The 20,015-nt window shown below is 46.9% G+C and carries 13 protein-coding genes; 4 read left to right on the forward strand and 9 right to left on the reverse strand.

Translation table 11 applies throughout. The annotated features are described in order from the left end of the window. Positions 1-13: 13 nt before the first annotated feature. Positions 14-790, reverse strand: coding sequence for a hypothetical protein (locus QUA13_RS23075; protein ID WP_333202244.1), 777 nt, complete (start codon positions 788-790; stop codon positions 14-16). 873 nt (positions 791-1,663) lie between these two features. On the opposite strand from QUA13_RS23075, the gene QUA13_RS23080 reads away from it, so the two are divergent. Then, complete coding sequence (locus tag QUA13_RS23080; protein ID WP_333202246.1) at positions 1,664-9,106, forward strand: hypothetical protein; 7,443 nt, start codon at positions 1,664-1,666, stop codon at positions 9,104-9,106. Positions 9,107-9,353: 247 nt separating this feature from the next. Here the strand turns inward: QUA13_RS23080 and QUA13_RS23085 are convergent, their stop codons facing one another. From QUA13_RS23085 to QUA13_RS23095, 3 genes are all read right to left on the reverse strand, one after another. After that, positions 9,354-10,307: a hypothetical protein gene (locus QUA13_RS23085; protein WP_333202248.1), complete on the reverse strand. Its 954-nt coding sequence runs from the start codon at positions 10,305-10,307 to the stop codon at positions 9,354-9,356. A 244-nt stretch (positions 10,308-10,551) separates the two neighbouring features. Further along, positions 10,552-10,902 carry a clan AA aspartic protease gene (locus QUA13_RS23090; protein WP_333202250.1) on the reverse strand — a complete coding sequence of 117 codons (351 nt, stop codon included), beginning with the start codon at positions 10,900-10,902 and terminating at the stop codon, positions 10,552-10,554. Positions 10,903-10,913: 11 nt separating this feature from the next. Further along, complete coding sequence (locus tag QUA13_RS23095) at positions 10,914-11,186, reverse strand: hypothetical protein (protein WP_333202252.1); 273 nt, start codon at positions 11,184-11,186, stop codon at positions 10,914-10,916. 476 nt (positions 11,187-11,662) lie between these two features. On the opposite strand from QUA13_RS23095, the gene QUA13_RS23100 reads away from it, so the two are divergent. Then, entirely contained in the window at positions 11,663-12,772 is a 1,110-nt protein-coding gene (locus QUA13_RS23100) for a hypothetical protein (RefSeq protein ID WP_333202254.1), read from the forward strand. A gap of 79 nt (positions 12,773-12,851) precedes the next feature. On the opposite strand, the gene QUA13_RS23105 is transcribed toward QUA13_RS23100, so the two are convergent. The 3 genes from QUA13_RS23105 to cobU all read right to left on the reverse strand — a co-directional run bounded on the left by QUA13_RS23105 (position 12,852) and on the right by cobU (position 16,274). Beyond that, positions 12,852-14,921 carry an AarF/ABC1/UbiB kinase family protein gene (locus QUA13_RS23105; protein ID WP_333202256.1) on the reverse strand — a complete coding sequence of 690 codons (2,070 nt, stop codon included), beginning with the start codon at positions 14,919-14,921 and terminating at the stop codon, positions 12,852-12,854. 77 nt (positions 14,922-14,998) lie between these two features. After that, entirely contained in the window at positions 14,999-15,421 is a 423-nt protein-coding gene (locus QUA13_RS23110) for a hypothetical protein (RefSeq protein WP_333202258.1), read from the reverse strand. Positions 15,422-15,698: 277 nt separating this feature from the next. Continuing rightward, positions 15,699-16,274: a bifunctional adenosylcobinamide kinase/adenosylcobinamide-phosphate guanylyltransferase gene (gene cobU, locus QUA13_RS23115; RefSeq protein ID WP_333202260.1), complete on the reverse strand. Its 576-nt coding sequence runs from the start codon at positions 16,272-16,274 to the stop codon at positions 15,699-15,701. Between the two features lie 309 nt (positions 16,275-16,583). Between cobU and QUA13_RS23120 the strand changes: the two genes are divergently transcribed. Continuing rightward, complete coding sequence (locus QUA13_RS23120) at positions 16,584-17,555, forward strand: glycosyltransferase family 2 protein (RefSeq protein ID WP_333202262.1); 972 nt, start codon at positions 16,584-16,586, stop codon at positions 17,553-17,555. 1 nt (position 17,556) lies between these two features. On the opposite strand, the gene QUA13_RS23125 is transcribed toward QUA13_RS23120, so the two are convergent. Further along, the gene (locus tag QUA13_RS23125) at positions 17,557-17,769 is read right to left on the reverse strand and encodes a hypothetical protein (protein ID WP_333202268.1); all 213 of its coding nucleotides are present in this window, start codon (positions 17,767-17,769) and stop codon (positions 17,557-17,559) included. Between QUA13_RS23125 and QUA13_RS23130 the strand changes: the two genes are divergently transcribed. Further along, on the forward strand, positions 17,696-18,613 hold the full coding sequence (locus tag QUA13_RS23130) for a glycosyltransferase family 2 protein (protein WP_333202266.1): 918 nt from the start codon (positions 17,696-17,698) through the stop codon (positions 18,611-18,613). The two genes, QUA13_RS23125 and QUA13_RS23130, sit on opposite strands and share 74 nt — an antisense overlap. Positions 18,614-19,230: 617 nt before the next feature. Here QUA13_RS23130 and QUA13_RS23135 read toward each other — a convergent pair. After that, positions 19,231-19,968 (reverse strand): tetratricopeptide repeat protein, encoded by a 738-nt coding sequence (locus tag QUA13_RS23135; RefSeq protein WP_333202264.1) that lies wholly within the window; start codon positions 19,966-19,968, stop codon positions 19,231-19,233. Positions 19,969-20,015: the final 47 nt, after the last annotated feature.

The raw sequence follows: 20,015 nt of genomic DNA on the forward strand, positions 1-20,015 counted from the left end.
GAGATTCGTGATTTTAGCGAAATATTTGCAAGTGAGGGCGACATTGAACTCGGTGAAAGGCATACAGGGTAGAATACGAGCAGGAAAGTTCTGCTGCTAATACGGTGAAACTTTTGCCCGCTGATAAACCTTTTAATATAACTTGACAAGTTATATCTGGTCGCCCTCTAACGTGTTTACTCAACACCCGATCGGGATCGGTATCAATCCAGGCTTGAAGTTCTGTAAAAAGCTGAGCTGTTTCGAGAATGTGAGTTCGATCGCGATCGGGTAAGTCTTCGATTTTTTCGATTTTTTTTCCTTCTTTGAATATTGTTTTGCTACTGCATCTCCTGTTATTTTCTCTCTCTAGTCTCAAAGCCAAATTTTGCAGCCGTCGCTTCAAATAATAATTGAACCAAGTAATGACATTGCCGCGAGTGCGATCGTACTGAGTTCCAGTGCGGGATTCGCACAAATTGCTAGAGAAAAAATCCCACTGTTCTTGCAAAGCATCTTCATAGTAAGGTAGATTTTCCTTCCAGATCAGGCCGGAGTTTTTCATCTTAGTCAGAAGCTGGTTCAACAAACGGCTGCGCTTCCAACCGGGAGGATGCTGGGAAATTTGGGTGACAAGCCGATCGAGCTCTTGATATAGAAGTTGTCTGTGGGATAAATTCGATTCTCCCTCACCCTCAACAGCATCGGTTTGGTTCTCGGATAAATTCGATTCTCCCTCACCCTCAACAGCATCGGTTTGGTTCTCGGATGGGCGGTCTTCCCCCTCGGAGGGGATGTACTCATCATTCATAGTTCAGTGCGGCCGCAACTTTGTTCCTACATTTACTTATCAGGGTAAGTTGGAGGAATTTATGCGAAATTCTGAAAGTTTTTTTGATCGGAGGGTTGAAAGTCTTGCTGTGCGGTGGATTGGGTCGTTCAATTAGATGTGAATTTTTGTTAAGACGCATCAAAACCTGCATAAACCGGGTTTTTGCGATTTATGCAGGTTTGTAACGAAGTATTCTGCGAAAAACCCGGTTTCTGACCACCCCTGCGTAACATCGAGCGCCCTGAAATTCCGAAAACACCCGTTGTTCGGTACTTCCACACAGTGTTTGCCAAACTCGACCAAAAAAACTTGAGAGTTTTGCATAAAACTACTGATCTCACCCTGATAAGTAAATAGGAAGAACAAAAAGGCTTTAGGGGCGATCGCCCTTAAATCCCGAAAACACCCGTTGTTCCGTACTTTCATCAGTGTTTGCAAAACTTTATCAAAAAAACTTGAGAGTTTTGCATAAAACTACTGATCTCACCCTGATAAGTAAACAGAAGGAAAATTGCTAAGTGCGATCGCACTTGTTGAGATTTATCCAAAAGTCGCATCGCCCGTAACTTCCCGATCGCAATCCGAACCAAATTCCCAACGGATATTGGAAAGGGCTTCTTCCGATGTTGGTTTAATCTATTTCCACGGTTGCATTTATTGAGTTGATTTGAACCAGTAATTGCGACGACAGAGTTGAAGTGCGATCGCGCTTCGCGAGACTTCAGTTTGGGTAAATGACGGATATACGAGAGCTAGAGAGTACGAAAGTGCAGAAGTGCGATCGGGCTTGTCGATAGAGTCGCTTTGTCAATTTTCATCACACATTGTATCTACCACGCGAGGATAAAAATCATGGCTACTAATTCTAACTTTAATTTTGATCCTGTTTGGAAAGAAATCCTTGAAACTTCTGACAAGACTCGTGTTATTTTTATTAATGGAATCTTTGTCGATGCAGGTGGATTCGAGGGTCAGTCACAAGCTATTCAAAAAGCTGTTAAGCTTCTTTCGGAAAATGGTGATTCTTCTTTAAATATTCTCCAAGACTACAAAGGCTCTACTCAGTATTCTCCACAGCATAATGACTCTGTTATCGATGATTTGCCTAAAAGCATTGCAATATTTCTAAGCAATATTGTTGGTGAAATTTTTGAGAAGCTGTTACTAGGTTCTACCCTTGTTGAATTAATAGATACACTTGGGGACACGATTAATTTAGTTTGGCAATTTGCTCAAAATCCAAGTCCCAGCATTTTCAGCGACGATCAATTTACAGCGGACTTAACCAACTTCATTATAAGTCAATTACCAATCGTAGGTGACATCCAAACAATTATTGATGCACTGCCTGATAACTTTGACTTAAAAGAAGCTCTGCGACAATATTGGTTCCAATCTCCAAGCATAAGTGAGAATGTCAATGACTTATGGATACCAGGAGAAAATGGTGCAAGTGCATGGCTAAATAATCCTAATCATTCCTTGATTATGATAGGACATTCTCAAGGAAATTTCTTTCTTGAGGATGGCATCATTACTTTGGGAGGTCAACTGAACCAATCCAATAGTAAAGTTATTACTCTTGGTTCACCAACAGCCTATGCTACTGCTGGTCTTTCCCTTGTTTCAGGAGAAAACTATGTCAACAATTCTAGCTTGGGAGACGGTATTAATGTCAGAAACTCAAATGATTTAGTAACTAAGTTACAACTCTCATCTAGCGAAATCTCAAATCCTATAGCTAAAATCCTGCACATCATAGAAGCAGGAAAAACAGGATTTAAGCAATTGGTTCAGCATGGAAACCCCATATACGATCACGATCTTAACGGAAATCCAGATATCGCTTATGTCTGGAAATGGCGGAATCAAATTCAAAACTACTTCAAGAATTCTTTTTATCAGGTCAATTCAACTGGTTACTACTTTCCAGATAGTAACCAATCCCTGCGACCAGGGACAGAAAATGATGACTGGATTAAAGGAGATGGCGACATTCTAGGAGGAGGACGCAACGATGTTCTACAAGGTGGAAATGGCAGCGACAACTTAACAGGTGGTTCTGGCTTCGACTTTTTAGATGGTGGTGGAGGAACTGATACTGCTAGTTACTCCGGCAGTCCAATTGGTATTAAAGTTCGAGCAGATAAACTTGCTGGCAAAGATGTTTACAAAGTTGAAGATGGCTTTGTTGTAAAAGGCGAGAAAACTGTAGATACTCTCGGAAATATCGAAATCATCAGCGGCTCAAATTTTGACGATCAAATGATCGGCGGTGACTACAGCGATATCTTCTACGGTCAAGGCGGAAACGACCTTTTTTGGGGACAAAAAGGAGACGATACATTCTACGGTGGCACTGATAATGACACAGCTTACGGCGGCGATGACAATGATGACCTTCGAGGTGATGAAGGTAGCGACGATTTAAGAGGAGAAAACGGCAACGACACCCTTTACGGCGGCCAAGATAACGACTTCCTCTACGGCGGCGATGGTGAAGACGAACTTCGCGGCGAACAAGGTGCCGATGACCTCCGAGGAGAAAATGGCAACGACTCTCTCTACGGCGGCACCGAAAATGATTCCTTATACGGCGGCCAAGGTGAAGACAAACTTTATGGCGAAGAAGGAGACGATGATTTAAAAGGAGAAGAAAACAACGATTCTCTTTACGGCGGAACTGGCAAAGATACCCTCAATGGCGGCACTGGAAATGACGACTTGCGAGGCGAACAAGGCGATGACTTGTTACAAGGAGAAGCCGGAAACGACACTTTATACGGTGGCGAAGACCAAGACCAACTTTATGGTGGATTAAATGCCGACTTATTCTACGGCCAAGCTGGCAACGACCAACTTTTTGGTGAAGATGGCGACGACATCCTCGACGGTGGTAGCGACAACGATATCCTTCTCGGAGGCACCGGCGATGACAAACTCTATGGCCAAACTGGCAACGACATCATCCAAGGCAACCAAGGCGAAGACTACGCCGAAGGTGGCAGCGGCCGCGACTTCATCCAAGGCAATGAAGGCAACGACATCCTCTACGGACAAGATGGCAGCGACACCGTAGAAGGCAACGCCGACGAGGACTTCATCGACGGTGGCAGCGGCCAAGACTCGCTTTCCGGCAATACCGGAGATGACATAATTTACGGACAAGCCGGCAACGACATCATCCAAGGCAACGAAAACAATGACTGGCTAGAAGGTGGCGACGGCCAAGACATTATTGATGGCGGGGCCGACGACGATGATATTTACGGACAAGCAGACGAAGACAACCTTTTCGGCAGTCAAGGTCAAGACTACATCGATGGTGGCGACGGCAAAGATACCCTGTTTGGCGGCTTCGATGACGACGTACTTTTAGGCCAAGCCGGCGATGACACTCTCAACGGCAACGCTGGCAACGACGAATTATTTGGCGGTACTGGCAATGACTCGTTAATCGGAGAAATCGGCGATGATTTAATAGATGGGGGAGAAGGAGTCGATCTCGTTAATTACATCAATTCTCCCAGCGGTGTTATCGTTAATATTGACGAAAATAGCGACTACGAAACTAACACCAATCAACGCTTCAAAGAATTCGTCACCGCAGTTAATCCCAGCGAATATTACACCGAACTCGAACGGGATTTTGAAATTGCTGCCGGTACTGGTAAAGACGGTTTTGGCACTACCGATGCTTTGAGAAATTTAGAAGACATCATCGGTACTCGCTTTGAAGACATCTTAATTGGTAACGAAAAAGATAACCGAATTTGGGCATTAGAAGGCAACGATTTATTAATTGGCAATGCCGGCAATGACTCATTTTACGGCGGAGAAGGCATCGACATTCTCAGCTACCGCCGCGACCCGAACGGCGTTACTGTCAATTTACAAACAGGCGATGCTATCGACGGTTGGAAAGGCCAAGACAAAATTGCCGACATTGAAAACGTCGCAGGTTCTCGGCATGACGATAATATTACCGGCGACGATACCGTTAACGTTATCACTGGCGATGCTGGGGACGATCGCATTTACGGACTCGGTGGCCACGACAAACTCTACGGCGAATTCGGCAACGACCTAATCTACGGCGGCGAAGGCGGCGACAGCATCTACGGCAACCAAGACCGAGACACCCTATACGGCGAAGCCGGTCGAGACTACATCCGAGGTGGCGATGCCGACGACTTAATCTACGCCGGTAGCGATGACGACACCGTTGCCGGAGACGCTGGCTACGGCAACGACACAATTTTTGGCGAAACAGGCAAAGACTTACTCTACGGTGGCGCTGGCGACGATTTTGTGTACGGCGGCGAAGACAAAGACATCATCTACGGCGAAGGCGAAAACGACAAACTCTACGGAGAAGGAGACACCGACTTAATCTACGGCGGCATCGGCGACGACGAACTCTCCGGCGGCGACGAAAAAGACACCCTCATCGGCGAAGCCGGCAACGACACTCTCGCAGGCGATGCAGGCGACGACACCCTAGACGCCGGAACAGGCAACGACTACCTCTACGGCGGTACCGGCAAAGACACCCTAAATGCCGGCCTCGGCAACGACCAACTTTACGGCGGCGACGATGCCGACATTCTCCTAGGCAAAGAAGGCGACGACAACCTCTACGGCGAAGCGGGCGACGACACCCTCGATGCAGCAGAAGGCAACGACAACCTTTACGGCGGCGACGGCAAAGATATTCTTGATGCTGGAATCGGCAACGACCAACTTTGGGGTGGTCAAGACGACGATACTTTATATGCCAAAGCAGGCGACGACAAACTGTTTGGCGAAGCGGGCAACGACTCACTCAACGCAGCAGAAGGAAACGACAGTCTCTACGGCGGCGACGGCAAAGATATCCTCGATGCCGGAGTTGGCAACGACTACCTCTGGGGTGGTCAAGACGACGATACTTTATCAGCCCAAGCTGGCGATGACTACCTGTTTGGCGAAGGCGGCAACGACAGCCTCGATGCAGCCGAAGGCAACGATTCCCTTTACGGCGATAGTGGCAAAGACTTTCTCAATGCTGGCGCAGGCAACGATTACCTCTGGGGTGGTCAAGACGATGACACTTTGTTAGCCCAAGCTGGCGACGATTACCTCTACGGCGAAGGTGGCAACGACTCACTCTTAGCCGCAGAAGGCAACGATTCTCTCTACGGCGATAGCGGCAAAGACATTCTCGATGCCGGAATTGGCAATGACTACCTCTGGGGTGGTCAAGGCGATGACACTTTATTAGCCAAAGCCGGCGATGACAACTTGTTTGGAGAATCTGGCAACGACATCCTCGATGCAGCAGAAGGCAACGATTCCCTCTACGGTGGCGACGGCAAAGACACCTTGTTCGGTCAAGCTGGCAACGACTTATTGCAAGGCGGTTTCGGCGACGACTCACTCTTAGCAGGCGAAGGCAACGATACCCTTCTGGGTCAAGCTGACAGCGACACTCTGTACGGCTTCGGTGGTGATGACATCCTGGAAGGCAACTCAGGAACAGACCGACTTTTTGGGGAACTCGGCAACGACTCCCTCGACGGTGGTACTAAAAACGATACCCTCGAAGGTGGCGACGGTAACGACATTCTCGACGGTGGCGAAAATAACGACAGTTTGTTCGGACAAGTCGGTAATGACACGGTGATCGGCAACCGTGGCGATGACATTGTTGATGGCGGTTTGGGCAATGATTTGCTTCAGGGGAACGAAGGGCGCGATCGAATTTACGGTCAATCCGGCCTCGATACCCTGTTCGGCGGCGACGATAGCGACACCCTTTGGGGAGGAGACGACGCTGACAACTTGCTGGGAGAATCCGGCAGCGATACCCTGTTCGGCGGTTTAGGCAATGACCAACTCGACGGCGGCGAAGATAGCGACAGCCTCTACGGGGAAGGTGGCAATGATACTCTAGCCGGCGGAACAGAGGACGATTTCGTGGACGGCGGAACCAAAAACGATACCCTCTCCGGCAATGACGGCCGCGACAAATTATACGGCCGCCAAGGCAACGACTTCTTAGAAGGCAATGCCGATGACGACGAACTGTGGGGTGGAGATAACGAGGATACGCTGTTAGGACAAACCGGAGATGACATTCTGTGGGGCGAATCGGGCAACGACAGCCTTGATGGTGGCGAAGGCGCCGATCGACTTTTCGGCCAAATCGGCAAAGATACCCTCTCCGGTAACATTGGCGACGACTACTTAGAAGGCGGCGGAGACGATGATAGCTTAACTGGAGGCGAAGGAGTCGATCGCATTTTCGGAAATGACGGCAACGACTTCGCCGACGGCAACAGCGGCGACGACTACATCGACGGCGGGGCGAACAACGATACTTTAGCAGGGGGAGAAGGGGGCGATCGCATTTTCGGTCAATCCGGCAACGACAGCCTCGAAGGCAACGACGACGACGACTTTCTCGATAGCGGCACCGGAAATGACACCCTGTGGGGCAACGACGGCGACGACGAACTCTACGGCCGCGAAGACCAAGATTTCATCGACGGCGGCCGCGGCAGCGACCAAATCTACGGCGGAGATGCAGCCGACACCCTCCTCGGACAAACCGGAGAGGATAACATCGACGGTGGTTCCGGCGCAGACTCGATTCTCGGCGGCGATGGCAACGACAACATTTGGGCAAAAGCCGGCAACGACTTCATCAACGCCAACGCCGGCAACGACAACATTTGGGGCGACGAAGACGACGACAGGATTTTTGGAGAAGCAGGCGAAGACAAAATCGACGGCGGTTCCGGCTACGACAGCATCGACGGCGGCGCCGGCAACGACGAACTCTTCGGCGGTACGGGCAACGACCAATTATTAGGAGGTGCCGGCAACGACAAAATTGACGGCAGCATCGACGACGACAAACTCTTCGGAGGTGCCGGCAACGACTTGATATTTGGCAGTCAAGGGCAAGACACGATATTGGGCGAAGTCGGAGAAGACACCCTCTACGGTGGCGACGAAACCGACATGATGGACGGTGGCGCAAGTAACGACTTGGTTGTCGGCGACTCCGGCGACGATACCCTCACAGGCGACTCCGGCGACGACACCCTCACGGGTGGGAGCGGCAACGACTTAATGGGAGGAGGTAACGGCGACGACTTGCTGTTCGGCGAATGCGAGGACGACACCATGCTGGGAGGTGCCGGTAAGGACACCCTCGACGGCGGTTGCGGCAACGATTTGCTAACCGGGGAAGCTGGCAGCGACAACCTCTTGGGCAACGAAGGCGACGACAGTCTCGATGGCGGCAGCAGCAATGACACCCTCGATGGTGGTAATGGCAACGACTTCTTAAATGGCGGCAGCGGCAACGACAGCCTGAACGGCAACGACGGTGATGACAGCGTTTACGGCGGCGAAGGCAATAACGTGCTCAAGGGCGGTAACGGCTTCGATACGCTGATTGGCGGCAGCAGTTCCGACATATTTGTGCTATCACCAAGTTCGGGACTCGATAATATAGTTTACTTCCAGGGCGGTCAAGATTATTTCGGACTAACACAAGACCTCACTTTTAACCAATTGCAAATCGTTCAAGGTGGCGAAAATTATACTAACGATGTTTTGATTAGCATCGCAGGTACGGACGAACATTTAGCTTTGGTGAAAGATACTCAAGCGAAGGCGATCGACAGTTCTCGGTTTGTCTCCATCACCCCCGGAACCCCGCTGCCTGGAGTTTTCAATACTCCCTCAAATGTCGATTATTTAACTGGCGAACCAGTTGATAGCGACGATATTCTAGGTGCGATCGACAGCGGTTCTAGCACTACCTTATCCAGCACAACTGCTGCACCAATTAGTCAGCCAAACAGCACGACTACTGCATCAATTAGTCAGCCAAATAGCACGACTACTGCATCAATTAGTCAGCCAAACAGCATGACTACTGCGCCAGTAACTCTCAGTTTCCAACCGTTAACCACAGCTACTAATCCAGGTAGTTTGACAGTAACTTCTGCCACAACTACCACCGATAACATCTTGCTAAACGGCGGTTTAATTCCAACCATGAATAGCTTTAGTGGCATCGATGATGACATTCTCATCTACGACTCTAACAGCTTGTTAACATCTCTAACCAGCGCTCAAACTCAGCCAATTATTCCTTTGCAAGCGGCGAGTGTTGGTAGTGCGATCGCCCCCACTGCTAATACTTCTGGTAAGGAAGCTGACCTCTTACTTAATGCGAATCCAAGTCCCATTCAGCTACCAAAAAGTAGCGATTTAAGTGGCACTTCTACCTTGTAGTAATTGTAGATTTGGTTGAGAGTGATCGAATAGATAAAAACCCGGTTTCTTGAAAAAACCGGGTTTTTTGCAGTTTTTGCGGTTTGTCATACCAAATCCGGGTTAGCTATTGTCGCGATCGATGGTATGGTTCGTCGCTCGTTCTAACGTTGCTGTTCAGCGGCTGCCAATAACCTTTCGTGCCTAACCCGATGACGTTGATTCGGTTGGGTGCAAGCGAGTTGTTATGCGGCGGAACTAGCAGGCTTTATGCCTTTGTTTTTAGTAGGGAAGCAATTTCAATCATTAATTTTCGGCGCTCTGGCTGCATATAATCAAGATTTGCTGACCAGTTCAAAATATCTATGATTTCTGCTGATTTACTGGGAGCAAATTGATTGTTTGTTACCACTCTTCTTAGTGCCAATAAAGCAGCGTATTGAGTGTAGGGCATCTCCATAATACCAACGGCTCTAGAAACTAACAAATTTATATAATCAGTTGATGTGTTCCACTCAACGTGCTTGTAAGCAGACAAACGCTCTCCCCCCTTCTGGCTATTTAGTCTTTCATGAACAGGAAAATTTATAACTTTAGGAATTAAAGTCCACATAGTTGAGGAAATTTCGTGCATTAATTTTGTGCGGTTATGTCCATAGGGCATTTCATCTCTAACCCTATCGTAATAGCCAGCCAATTGATCTATCCGCTTCAATGCTTCCGTTGAATCTATATCGCTCGCAGGATCAACTAAAGCTATGGCATCTCGATAGCGTCCCTCAAGCTGCTGCTGCGTTTCCTGAGATGTTAGATTTATAGCCCCAATATCTGATATTTTTTCTTCGTATTTTTCTGAGGCTTCTTGAACACCGTATTTTAGTTTAATTCTCAGTATATTAGTCTCAATTTCCTCAATGCCTTGTTCGCGTAACCAATTTAAAGAACCTTGCACTTGCGGAAGTTGAGAAAGAATCCAAGGAAGTAAAATAGGAAGCCAAAAAAGAAAGAGAAGAACTAAAGTTACCGATGTAACCTTTAATTCAACTAAAAAACTCCAAATATTGCTGTTAACTTTATCCGATTTAATAGAAATGCTGAGTACGCTTAATACGATTAAGATAATGATAGTAATCGAGTATTTTTTTCTTAAAGAAGAGGAAAGACCCGAATAGATACTCAATCGCTCATCTTGATTAATCTTTCGATTTGAATTTCTATTCATAGAATACCACACCACACTTTGCACTAGCGGTTTAACTTTGAACAATCTGAATGCCTTCTACTCTACCTTAACTCAACAAATAAACCACCCCGATCGCCCTGTCGGTGAGAAAAAGTGACATGATTTTGTAGAGACTTATAAATGGTAAATTGTCGATCTAGAGGAAAGAGCGATCCCCTTCTTTTCGGGAACGCTGCGCGAACGGGATAGCTTCGATCGCGCGTACTTGCAACCTTGACGACAGCTACAACTCATCGATCGTCACCAACCCGCCTTCTGTAAACTGAATGACAAGTTCTTGCTCCTCCAGCAAGGCAGTTCCAAGCAAGGGTCGTCTTCCTGTCGCAATGACTAGGACTTCTCGCTCTTCACCATCCCAAAGAACGATCGCTTCGTGAGGTGGTAGCAAGACTTCACTATTATCTGCCAAATTTGCGGGAATGTCGTGTCTAAAGGTCAAGCCCATCAATGAAACAGCTTCTAGAGGAAGACACAATTCCCCAGTGAAGCCTGTATCTATGACGAACTCAATAGGGATGCTTGAGCCATTCGGTAGCAAGAAAGTCAGCGTTAAAGTTGCGTGTCTATTTGTCACAATCCCAGAAATCACTTGCAGACACGCTCCATGACACCACCAAATGAGACAGCAACGTTATATCCAATACGAATCCCAAAAAGTCGGGCGTTTGGGTGCTTCTTACTAAGGTTACGAGATGCTTGCAATCCAGTTTTATCGACTTCATAATCACCTGTCTCAATGTCGATGATGACCATCTTGCCGATGTTCTCTTCCAGCTCGACCTTTTGGCGGATGTTGCTTTCGTACAATTGCTTTGCACGTCGTGCAACTTCTTCGCGGCTTAAAAGAATTGCCTGCATATATTGACTCCCGATCGCTACGCTTTTTTGTGACTCATTCTATAATAGTATACGGACAAGCAGGGTGAACATTGCGGTTAATTCAGTAAATTTGTTTTATTTTCCCAAAAGCAACTCTAACCCATAATAAGATGTAACGGAAAAACCTATTACTCTTGTGACGAAAAGCAAGGAAAAACCGATGATCTAATATCAATTAACGCCCGCAAAGTACCACCATGTACAAGTAGTTGTTTCCCTAAACCGCGTTCACTTAGAAAACTATAAAACTCCTGATGCAGCATTAACAAAACTGCTAGAACGTTGCAGTCCACACCCAAGGTAAAAAACCCGGTTTCTTCCGTCGGAGTGGGTAAGTCCTGTACTGAATTAATCGCAAATGTAAAGTTTTGTTACAACTTACTTGACACCAGGAACTAAATCTATACTATCACTGACTATAATTGGGTAAAAAATAAATTTGTAGGGGAAATTCCATGCAGAAACTAACTAGAATTTTATTCACTACAGCTTTAACCCTAAGTATCTTGTGTTCTCCCACAGCAGCTTTCGCCAAAGCAAAAATTCAGATAGCCATCCTTTTAGATTCTAGTAATAGCATGGATGGATTGATTGACCAAACTCGTACTCAACTTTGGCAAATCGTTAATTTTTTAACTAAAGTAACCAAAGATGGCGAAGTACCAGAGTTAGAGGTTGCTCTGTACCATTATGGTAATGACAGCTTACCTTCCTCGGAAGGTTTTGTCAGATTATTAACTGGGTTTACTCCTGAATTAGATTTAGTTTCCGAAAAGCTATTTAGTATCAAAACCAACGGCGGTCAAGAATATGCTGGCTGGGTAATTCGTTCAGCAATGCAAGAATTAAACTGGAGTAAAAATCAGGAAGATTTTCGCGTGATTTTTATTGCGGGTAATGAACCATTCGATCAAGGCCCAATAGTTTGGAATCAATCTGTCAATCTCGCTGTCAAAGGAGATACACTCGTTAATACAATCTACTGTGGTTCAGCCGAAAGTCAGGAGCGACAACTTTGGGCATCAGGAGCAGATTTAGCAAAAGGCAGTAGCTTCAACATTAATCAAAACCAACAAATTGTGGTAATTAAGTCCCCTTACGACGACGAAATTTCTACTTGGAATACTAAACTCAATCAAACCTACATTCCCTACGGTAGAGAAGGAAGAGTAGGACAACAACGTCAAGCAGTTGAAGATAGTAATGCTGGCAGCAATACGGTTTTGCGTAGTGCATCCAAAGCTTCTGAATACTATGATAATGCTTCTTGGGACTTGCTGGATGCTCTTGAAAACGGAACAGTTAAACTAGAGGCAATATCAGATGATAATTTACCAGAAATCATGCGAGGGATGACGCTAACAGAAAAGAGAGCATATGTAGCTGGAAAGAAAACCGAAAGAGAGGCGATTAAAAAGACGATCCGCGACTTATCTCAAAAGCGTACAGCATATATTGAACAACAGCGTCAATCTAGTACCAATAGTGGTGAAAATACTCTCGATCGCGTAATGATTCAGAGTCTCCGCCAGCAATTAGCCGCTAAAGGATTCAAGCTTAATTAAAAGAACGCAGACGAAATTTCATCTGCGTTCATCTGTGTTTATCTGCTAATATCGGCGGTCAAAAAAACGCCCAATCAAACTACTTCGCAGCAGGTAAAGACAACTGAGGCGAAGTTTTAGGGTAGCTTCCATTCTCAGGAATCGCAGTGGGTTCCTGCGAAAGCAAAAACTCGCGAATTACCCTAGCAACTGCTCTTTGAGCTAAACCGCCGACTACTTTCTGGCCCATATTCTGCACTTCCGGTTTCACCAACAATTGCGGAAGAAGCTGCAATACTTTCATAGTGTCAAAACCGGGAGTTGATTGCAAAATATCCCAAATCCGCTTGATGTGCTCTAAGTTTTTTTGTTCAGTTGGTGAAACCACAGGTTGATTTGCCTTGACTCCAAACCATTCGCCGACTACAGCTTTGGCGTTAGCAAAGGCGTTGCTGGATAGTGTGTCGAGGCTTTTGACTAATTCCAGGACAATACGATCGCGAATGAAATCTCCTCTTTCGGAAAATAAATATTCTAAAGCTTGGTTCAAGATTTTGCTCACATCGTAATCCTCGCTCTCGCGGGCATTTTTGAGCAAGTTTTCTAAGCGGTTCCAGCGGAATTCCCCTTGTTTGAACAGCAAGTCTTGCAGGGATGCTCTCAGTTCCGGTGCGGGGTCGCTCAACAGCCGTTTTGCTACGTAAGGATAAGCTTTACTCAGCACTTTGAATTCTGGATCGACATTAATGGCAATCCCTTCTAAGGTGACGAGCGATCGAATAATCAAAGCATAGTAAGCTGGAACCCGGAAAGGATATTCGTACATTACCGCCGAAAGCTCGTCAGTAATGCTTTTGAAATTGAGTTCGGCAACGCTAGCACCCAAAGCATTGTTAAATACGCTAGCTAAGGCCGGAATAATTGGCGTCAAATCCGTATCTGGCGTTAAAAACTCCAACTTGACGTAATCTTTTGCCAAACCTTCAAAGTCGCGGTTCACCAAATGCACCACAGCTTCTAACAAGCCGTACCGCTGATAAGGTTTAACTTCGCTCATCATGCCGAAATCAAGATAAGCCAACTGACCGTCAGGAGTTGCCAAAAGATTGCCGGGATGCGGGTCAGCGTGAAAGAAACCGTGTTCTAGCAGTTGTCTGAGAGAACACTGCACCCCTACTTCAATTAAGTAAGGAGCGTCGATTCCTTGAGCTTTAACTGCTTCTAAATTAGTCAGTTTGACGCCGGTGATCCACTCCATTGTTAAGACGCGGCGGCGGGTATATTCCCAGTAGATGCTGGGAACATAAATGTCTTTGATGTGACCGTATAATTGGGCAAACCGTTCGGCATTTTGACCTTCGTGGGTGTAGTCCATTTCTTCGTAAATGCGCTCGCCCAACTCGTCCATAATGCTTGCGAGGTCGCTGCGAATTATTTTGAAGTTGTTTTGTGCCCAAACTGCAACGCGCCGCAGGATGTAGATATCTAAGCCGATGTTCTCGGCTAAATCTGGTCGCTGCACTTTGATTGCGACTATTTCCCCGGTTTTGAGTTTGCCTTTGTAGACTTGTCCGAGAGAAGCTGCGGCGATCGGATCGGGGGTGATTTCTGCGTAGATGTCTTTGGGGTGGGCGCCCAATTCTTCTTGGATGAATTGATATGCTACTTCGTTCGGAAATGCTGGCAATTGGTCTTGCAGCGTTGTTAGTTCTTCTAAATATACTGGCGGTACTAAGTCAGGCCGTGTTGAGAGTGCTTGTCCGATTTTGATGAAAGCTGGGCCGAGTTGGGCCAGAATTTCTCGCAGTCGGACGGCGCGACGCTTTTGGTTGGTGGCGGTACGACCTGTTTTGCCGTCGAACCACACACTGAAGGCAAAGCTAAAAAATGTCCAAACAACGCTCGACAGCCTTCCCCAGACTTGTAGAGGTCGCTTTCGGTACAGCGCTGCGATCGCCACTGGATCGTACCGAACAGCATCTCCGGCTAACTCGAAAGCTATGTCTCTGGCTGATTTGAGCCGATCGTCCGTTACGACCTCCGTCTCTAATGATACTGGTACTGCTTGCAGGGGAATTGTGTTTGCATCTTTAAGATTGCTTAGTACAGCTTGAGTCCCTGAATTTGTATAAGTTTGGGGGGAGGGTGGCGATACCGTCTTGACATTCATAAATCAGACCTAGTGTGAAGCATTGTAAATATATTGTAACAATTTAAGGAAGAAGACCCTTCTTCCTTCTTATATACTTACTCCCCGCTGGATCTTTTGAGTCGATCGCGAATTCCTGACAGTTGCGATTTTGTGCTGACTGGCGATCGAGGTTGGGGCAGTTCGGTATCGGGCCAGTTCGGTAAGTCGTTACAGGGACAGAACTCCGGGGGCATTCCGGTTTTTTGGAACACTACGGGCATCGCGCAGCGCGCGCAGGGGCTGATGTCCCAAGCTGGTGTCAGCAGTTGGGCAATTGTTTCGTTTGTGCCTTGCAGGTAACAGTCTCCGCTGTCAGGGGAGATAATTTTTTGCCAGCAGTCTTCAAATTCCTGGCTGTAGCGATCGCCCGCAATTACCGATTTGGGCAGCAGCACTTCGGAACCGTTGCGAATTAATACTTTTTTGCCTAACTGAAACCAGTAAGCAATATATTTTCTCACTTCACTCTCTGATGCCATAATTTTTAGTCAATCTGTCAACTCTTTGGCGATTTTAGACTTTCAATGTGCAATTGGCACTCTTTCTCAAGAGACATTTTATATTTTACATTATTTGAAAATTTTGCTATTCCTCGTGTCAAATTGTTGTGCGGGTTGCCCGAAGGAGTATGTTTTTTGACTCATTTATCTGAGTCTTGAGTTTTAAATCTCAGTTAAAATTATACCTGATTTTCAGTTAAAATTGTCCGTCGGGAAACCGAGATTTTTTCTCGCTTGTCAATGGCGAATCCGGCTGTTAATTTTTCGCAGCAGGCGACAGCGGCGTACCCAGAACGCTCAGATCCAAGGCGTAACCTCCGGTGACGAGATAAACATTATCGGCGATCGCCCCGATCTGGCGCACGAGAGTGCCGAGGCGATCGCGAAACAGCCGCCCAGCCGGATAAGCAGGCACAACGCCCCATCCGGTTTCTTCCCCTACCAAAATCACATTAGCCGCCGCCGACTTCAAACTAGCCAGCAACTCGTGCTGCGCATTAGCCCAAACAGCCGCTTCTTGTTCCAAAAGATTCGCCGTCCAAGTTCCCAGGGAATCAATCAACAAGAAATCCGAGGGCTTGCCGGCTCGCACAACGGCCGATAATTCGATCGGCACTTCTAGAGTTCTCCAATCAACTGGACGGCGATTTTGGTGCTGTTCGAGGCGACGAACCCACTCCAAATCCGTTTCATCAACTCGGCCGGTAGCCACATAGATTACTTGTTTTCCCGAACCCGCAGCCAGAGTTTCGGCCCATTCACTTTTGCCACTTCGGGCCGGCCCAGTTACTAAAATTAATTGTCTGGATGCCGGAGGCTGTGAGTTAGTCATCAGTCAGTCGATTTTAGATTTTAGATTTTAGATTTTAGATTTACTCCACAACAAATGATTTTGGGAGATTGAAGTTTGGTTAAAATTTTGGGGCTGCTGGCGACTAATGTCACGGGCTTGTCTCCGTTCTTTGGGCGGGGTCACATACAAAGGATTAAACATAATTCCCAATTGCCAATTCCCAATTACCAATTACCAATTATGATTTAAACTGCCAACTACCAAATGCTTTTTAAGCGATAATAGCATTGTTGAGACAATTTCACAGTAAGTCGATCGCGAGCCCCAGTATTTCCCAAGCTGTTATTTATGCCAGATCGTCCTCAGATATCAGCGATTATTTGCACCCACAATCGCGCCGCCTATTTAGGTGGGGCGATCGACAGCTTGCTGGTACAGGATTTTCCCGACAACTTTGAAGTAGTAGTAGTGGATAACGCCTCTAGCGATTATGCGAACCCGGAAAGTTCCACTTCGCGCACCCGCGAGGTGGTAGAAGCAAGACTGGGCGATCGCCGCCTCAAGTACGTCTGGGAACCCGAAATCGGTCTGTCAGTAGCCCGGAACACCGGCGCTTCAGAAGCTCGCAGCGAAATATTAGCTTATCTCGACGACGACGCTGTTGCTGACCCTAATTGGCTCAGAGTGCTGCACGCGGCTTATCAAAGCAATCAAAAACTCGCCATCGCTGGTGGCAAAGTCAATTTGCTCTGGCCTTCTGGAGTCAGCCCGCCCGAATGGCTGTCACCGGGATTGGCCCAGAACTTGGGAGCATACGATTTGGGGGAAAGTTGCGTTTACGTGACTGCGGCCGGTTTGACTCCCAGGGGTGTAAACTACTCGATCCGGCGCACTTTTCTCGAAAAAATTGGCGGCTTCGATGTCAAACTCGGTAGAGTCGGCACAAAATTGTTGTCAAATGAAGAGTTGCGGGCCACTGAATTAGCTTTAGAGTTAGGTTGGCAAGTAGTTTATCTACCGGAAGCCGTGGTGCTTCACAATGTCGCTGCTGAACGGCTCAACAAAGCTTGGTTTCTAGAGCGCGGGTGGTGGCAAGGCATCAGCGAGTGTTATCGGGAACAATTGTCCGATCGAGCGGGTATTGCTCAGCTTGGGCGAGGGGGTGAAAGAATCTTGAGGGGTGTCTGGAAATCTTTTAAATATATTAGAGATCCGGCGCTGCGCTTTGAAAATTTCGTTTTTGCCTGGGGTCAAATCGGTTATTTGAGCGCAGCCATGCGCGGCCTGATTTTTGCACCGAAATCGACCACTAGGCATTAGGCTATAGGCAATATCCCTCGCTGGTCAAGTCGTCGGCGCCGCTGTGCCGATCGCATTTCATCCACAAAAACTCTACCGCATTCAGGTTCAAGCACTCGATTATGACATCTAGTTCATCCAAGATTCCGGTTTCAGTTCTCATTCCGGCAAAAGACGAAGAACTTAATCTACCTGCGTGTCTGGCCAGCATTGCCAGGGCGGATGAAGTTTTCATGGTTGATTCCCAAAGCAGCGATCGCACGGTAGAAATTGCCATCAGTAGCGGCGCAAAAGTAGTGCAATTCTACTTCGACAAACGCTGGCCGAAAAAGAAAAATTGGTCTTTGGACAATCTACCCTTTCGCAACGAATGGGTATTAATTGTCGATTGCGACGAGCGCATTCCGCCGGAACTTTGGGACGAAATCGCGCGGGCGATCGAAGACCCCAATTTTGACGGTTACTACCTCAACCGCAAAGTCTTATTTTTAGGTCAGTGGCTGCGTTACGGCGGCCGATATCCAGACTGGAATTTGCGTTTGTTCAAGCATCAAAAAGGCCGTTACGAAAATCTCGGCACTGAATCCGTCCCCAATACTGGTGACAACGAAGTTCACGAACACGTCATTTTATCCGGTCAAGTCGGCTACTTAAAAAATGACATGATCCACGAAGATTACCGCGATTTATTTCACTGGATAGAACGGCACAACCGCTATTCTAATTGGGAAGCTCGCGTTTATTACAATATTATTGAAGGGCGCGACGACAGCGGCACTATTGGTGCTAACTTATTTGGAGATGCCGTACAGCGGAAGCGATTTCTCAAAAAAGTTTGGGTGTGGCTGCCTTTTAAACCAATGCTCAGATTTATTTTATTTTACTTCATTCAGTTAGGCTTTTTGGATGGAAAAGCTGGCTATATTTATGCAAGGCTATTGAGCCAATACGAGTATCAAATTAATGCCAAACTTTACGAGTTGCGTTGTTGTGGCGGTCAGTTGAATGTGGCCGAATCTCAGCCGCCTTTGTCGCCGCCAGTAGTTATCAGTCAGGAGACAGAAGTGAAATTGCCGTGAGAATATCTGTTAGTCCGCGTGGACGAAAGTTTGTGTAGCCGGAGTTTTAACCACCGGGTTTCTGCACAAAAAAAGTACAATAATTATGGCAAAATAAGAATTACTCATTTAATCGCTCGCCCTTATCCCAATGGCTATCTTTGGCATTTACCAAGGAGTACCATTAACAGGGGTACTTATTTACATCAGCACGAAAAAACAGGACAATTGTTGTCAGGATTGCTAAAGACCGATCGCAGTAAAGCCAGCCCAGTAATGAGGTTCAGCAAAGGAAAACGGCTTGCGATTCAGTGGGCCATTCAGAGGAGCTTGATTGCGAGTTCGTTCGTTTGGGGGCGCTTACTCAAATGTTTGATCGATTTCGGGTTTGAGGTCTTCTAAGACGGCTTCCAGCTTCTCTGAGGTCAGATTCCGCAGCCATTGTTGTGCCTCATTGAGAGCAGTAACGGTTGACAAAGTTTTTATGTTTTCACAGAACCGAATCCGTTGATTCTCTTACGGTAGACTTCTCCCAGATTATTTTGCGTCTGAGCCCAATATTCGGGAAAAGCATCACGGGTGAGGACGGATAATGCAGCAGTGTAAGATGCGATCGCCAGTTAGATATTCTCTGCTTTCTATGCCCTAATTCTGTCAGAGTAGGCTGTGGCTAGATTATTTTGCGTCTGAGCCCATTTTTCGGGAAAGGCATCCCGGGTGTAGGCGGTTAATGCAGCAGTGTAAGATGCGATGGCCAGTTCGATATTCTCTGCTTTGTCTCCCCTGATTCTCTTACGGTAGGCTTCTCCCAGATTATTTTGCGTGCTAGCCCAATCTTGGGGAAAGGCATCGCGGGTGTAAACGGTTAATGCAGCAGTGTAAGATGCGATCGCCAGTTCGATATTCTCTGCTTTGTCTCCCCTGATTCTGCCAGAGTAGGCAACTCCCAGATTATTTTGCGTGCTAGCCCATTTTTCGGGAAAGGCATCGCGGGTGCGGACGGTTAATGCAGCAGTGAAATATGCGATCGCCAGTTCGATATTCTCTGCTTTCTCTCCCCTGATTCTGTCAGAGTAGGCTGTTGCTAGATTATTTTGCGTCATCGCCCAATATTCGGGAAAGGCATCGCGGGTGTAGACGGTTAATGCAGCAGTGAAATATGCGATCGCCAGTTCGATATTCTCTGCTTTGTCTCCCCTAATTCTGTCAGAGTAGGCAACTCCCAGATTATTTTGCGTCATCGCCCAATTTTGGGGAAAGGCATCGCGGGTGTAGACGGTTAATGCAGCAGTGAAATATGCGATCGCCAGTTCGATATTCTCTGCTTTCTCTCCCCTAATTCTGTATACAGCGGTTCCCGCTGTTATGAAGTACAATAGCAACAATTAGCAAACCAATTTCTTAAATGTTGAGGATTGATTAA

This window comes from Microcoleus sp. S28C3, assembly GCF_036700785.1.
GTDB lineage: Bacteria > Cyanobacteriota > Cyanobacteriia > Cyanobacteriales > Microcoleaceae > Microcoleus > Microcoleus asticus.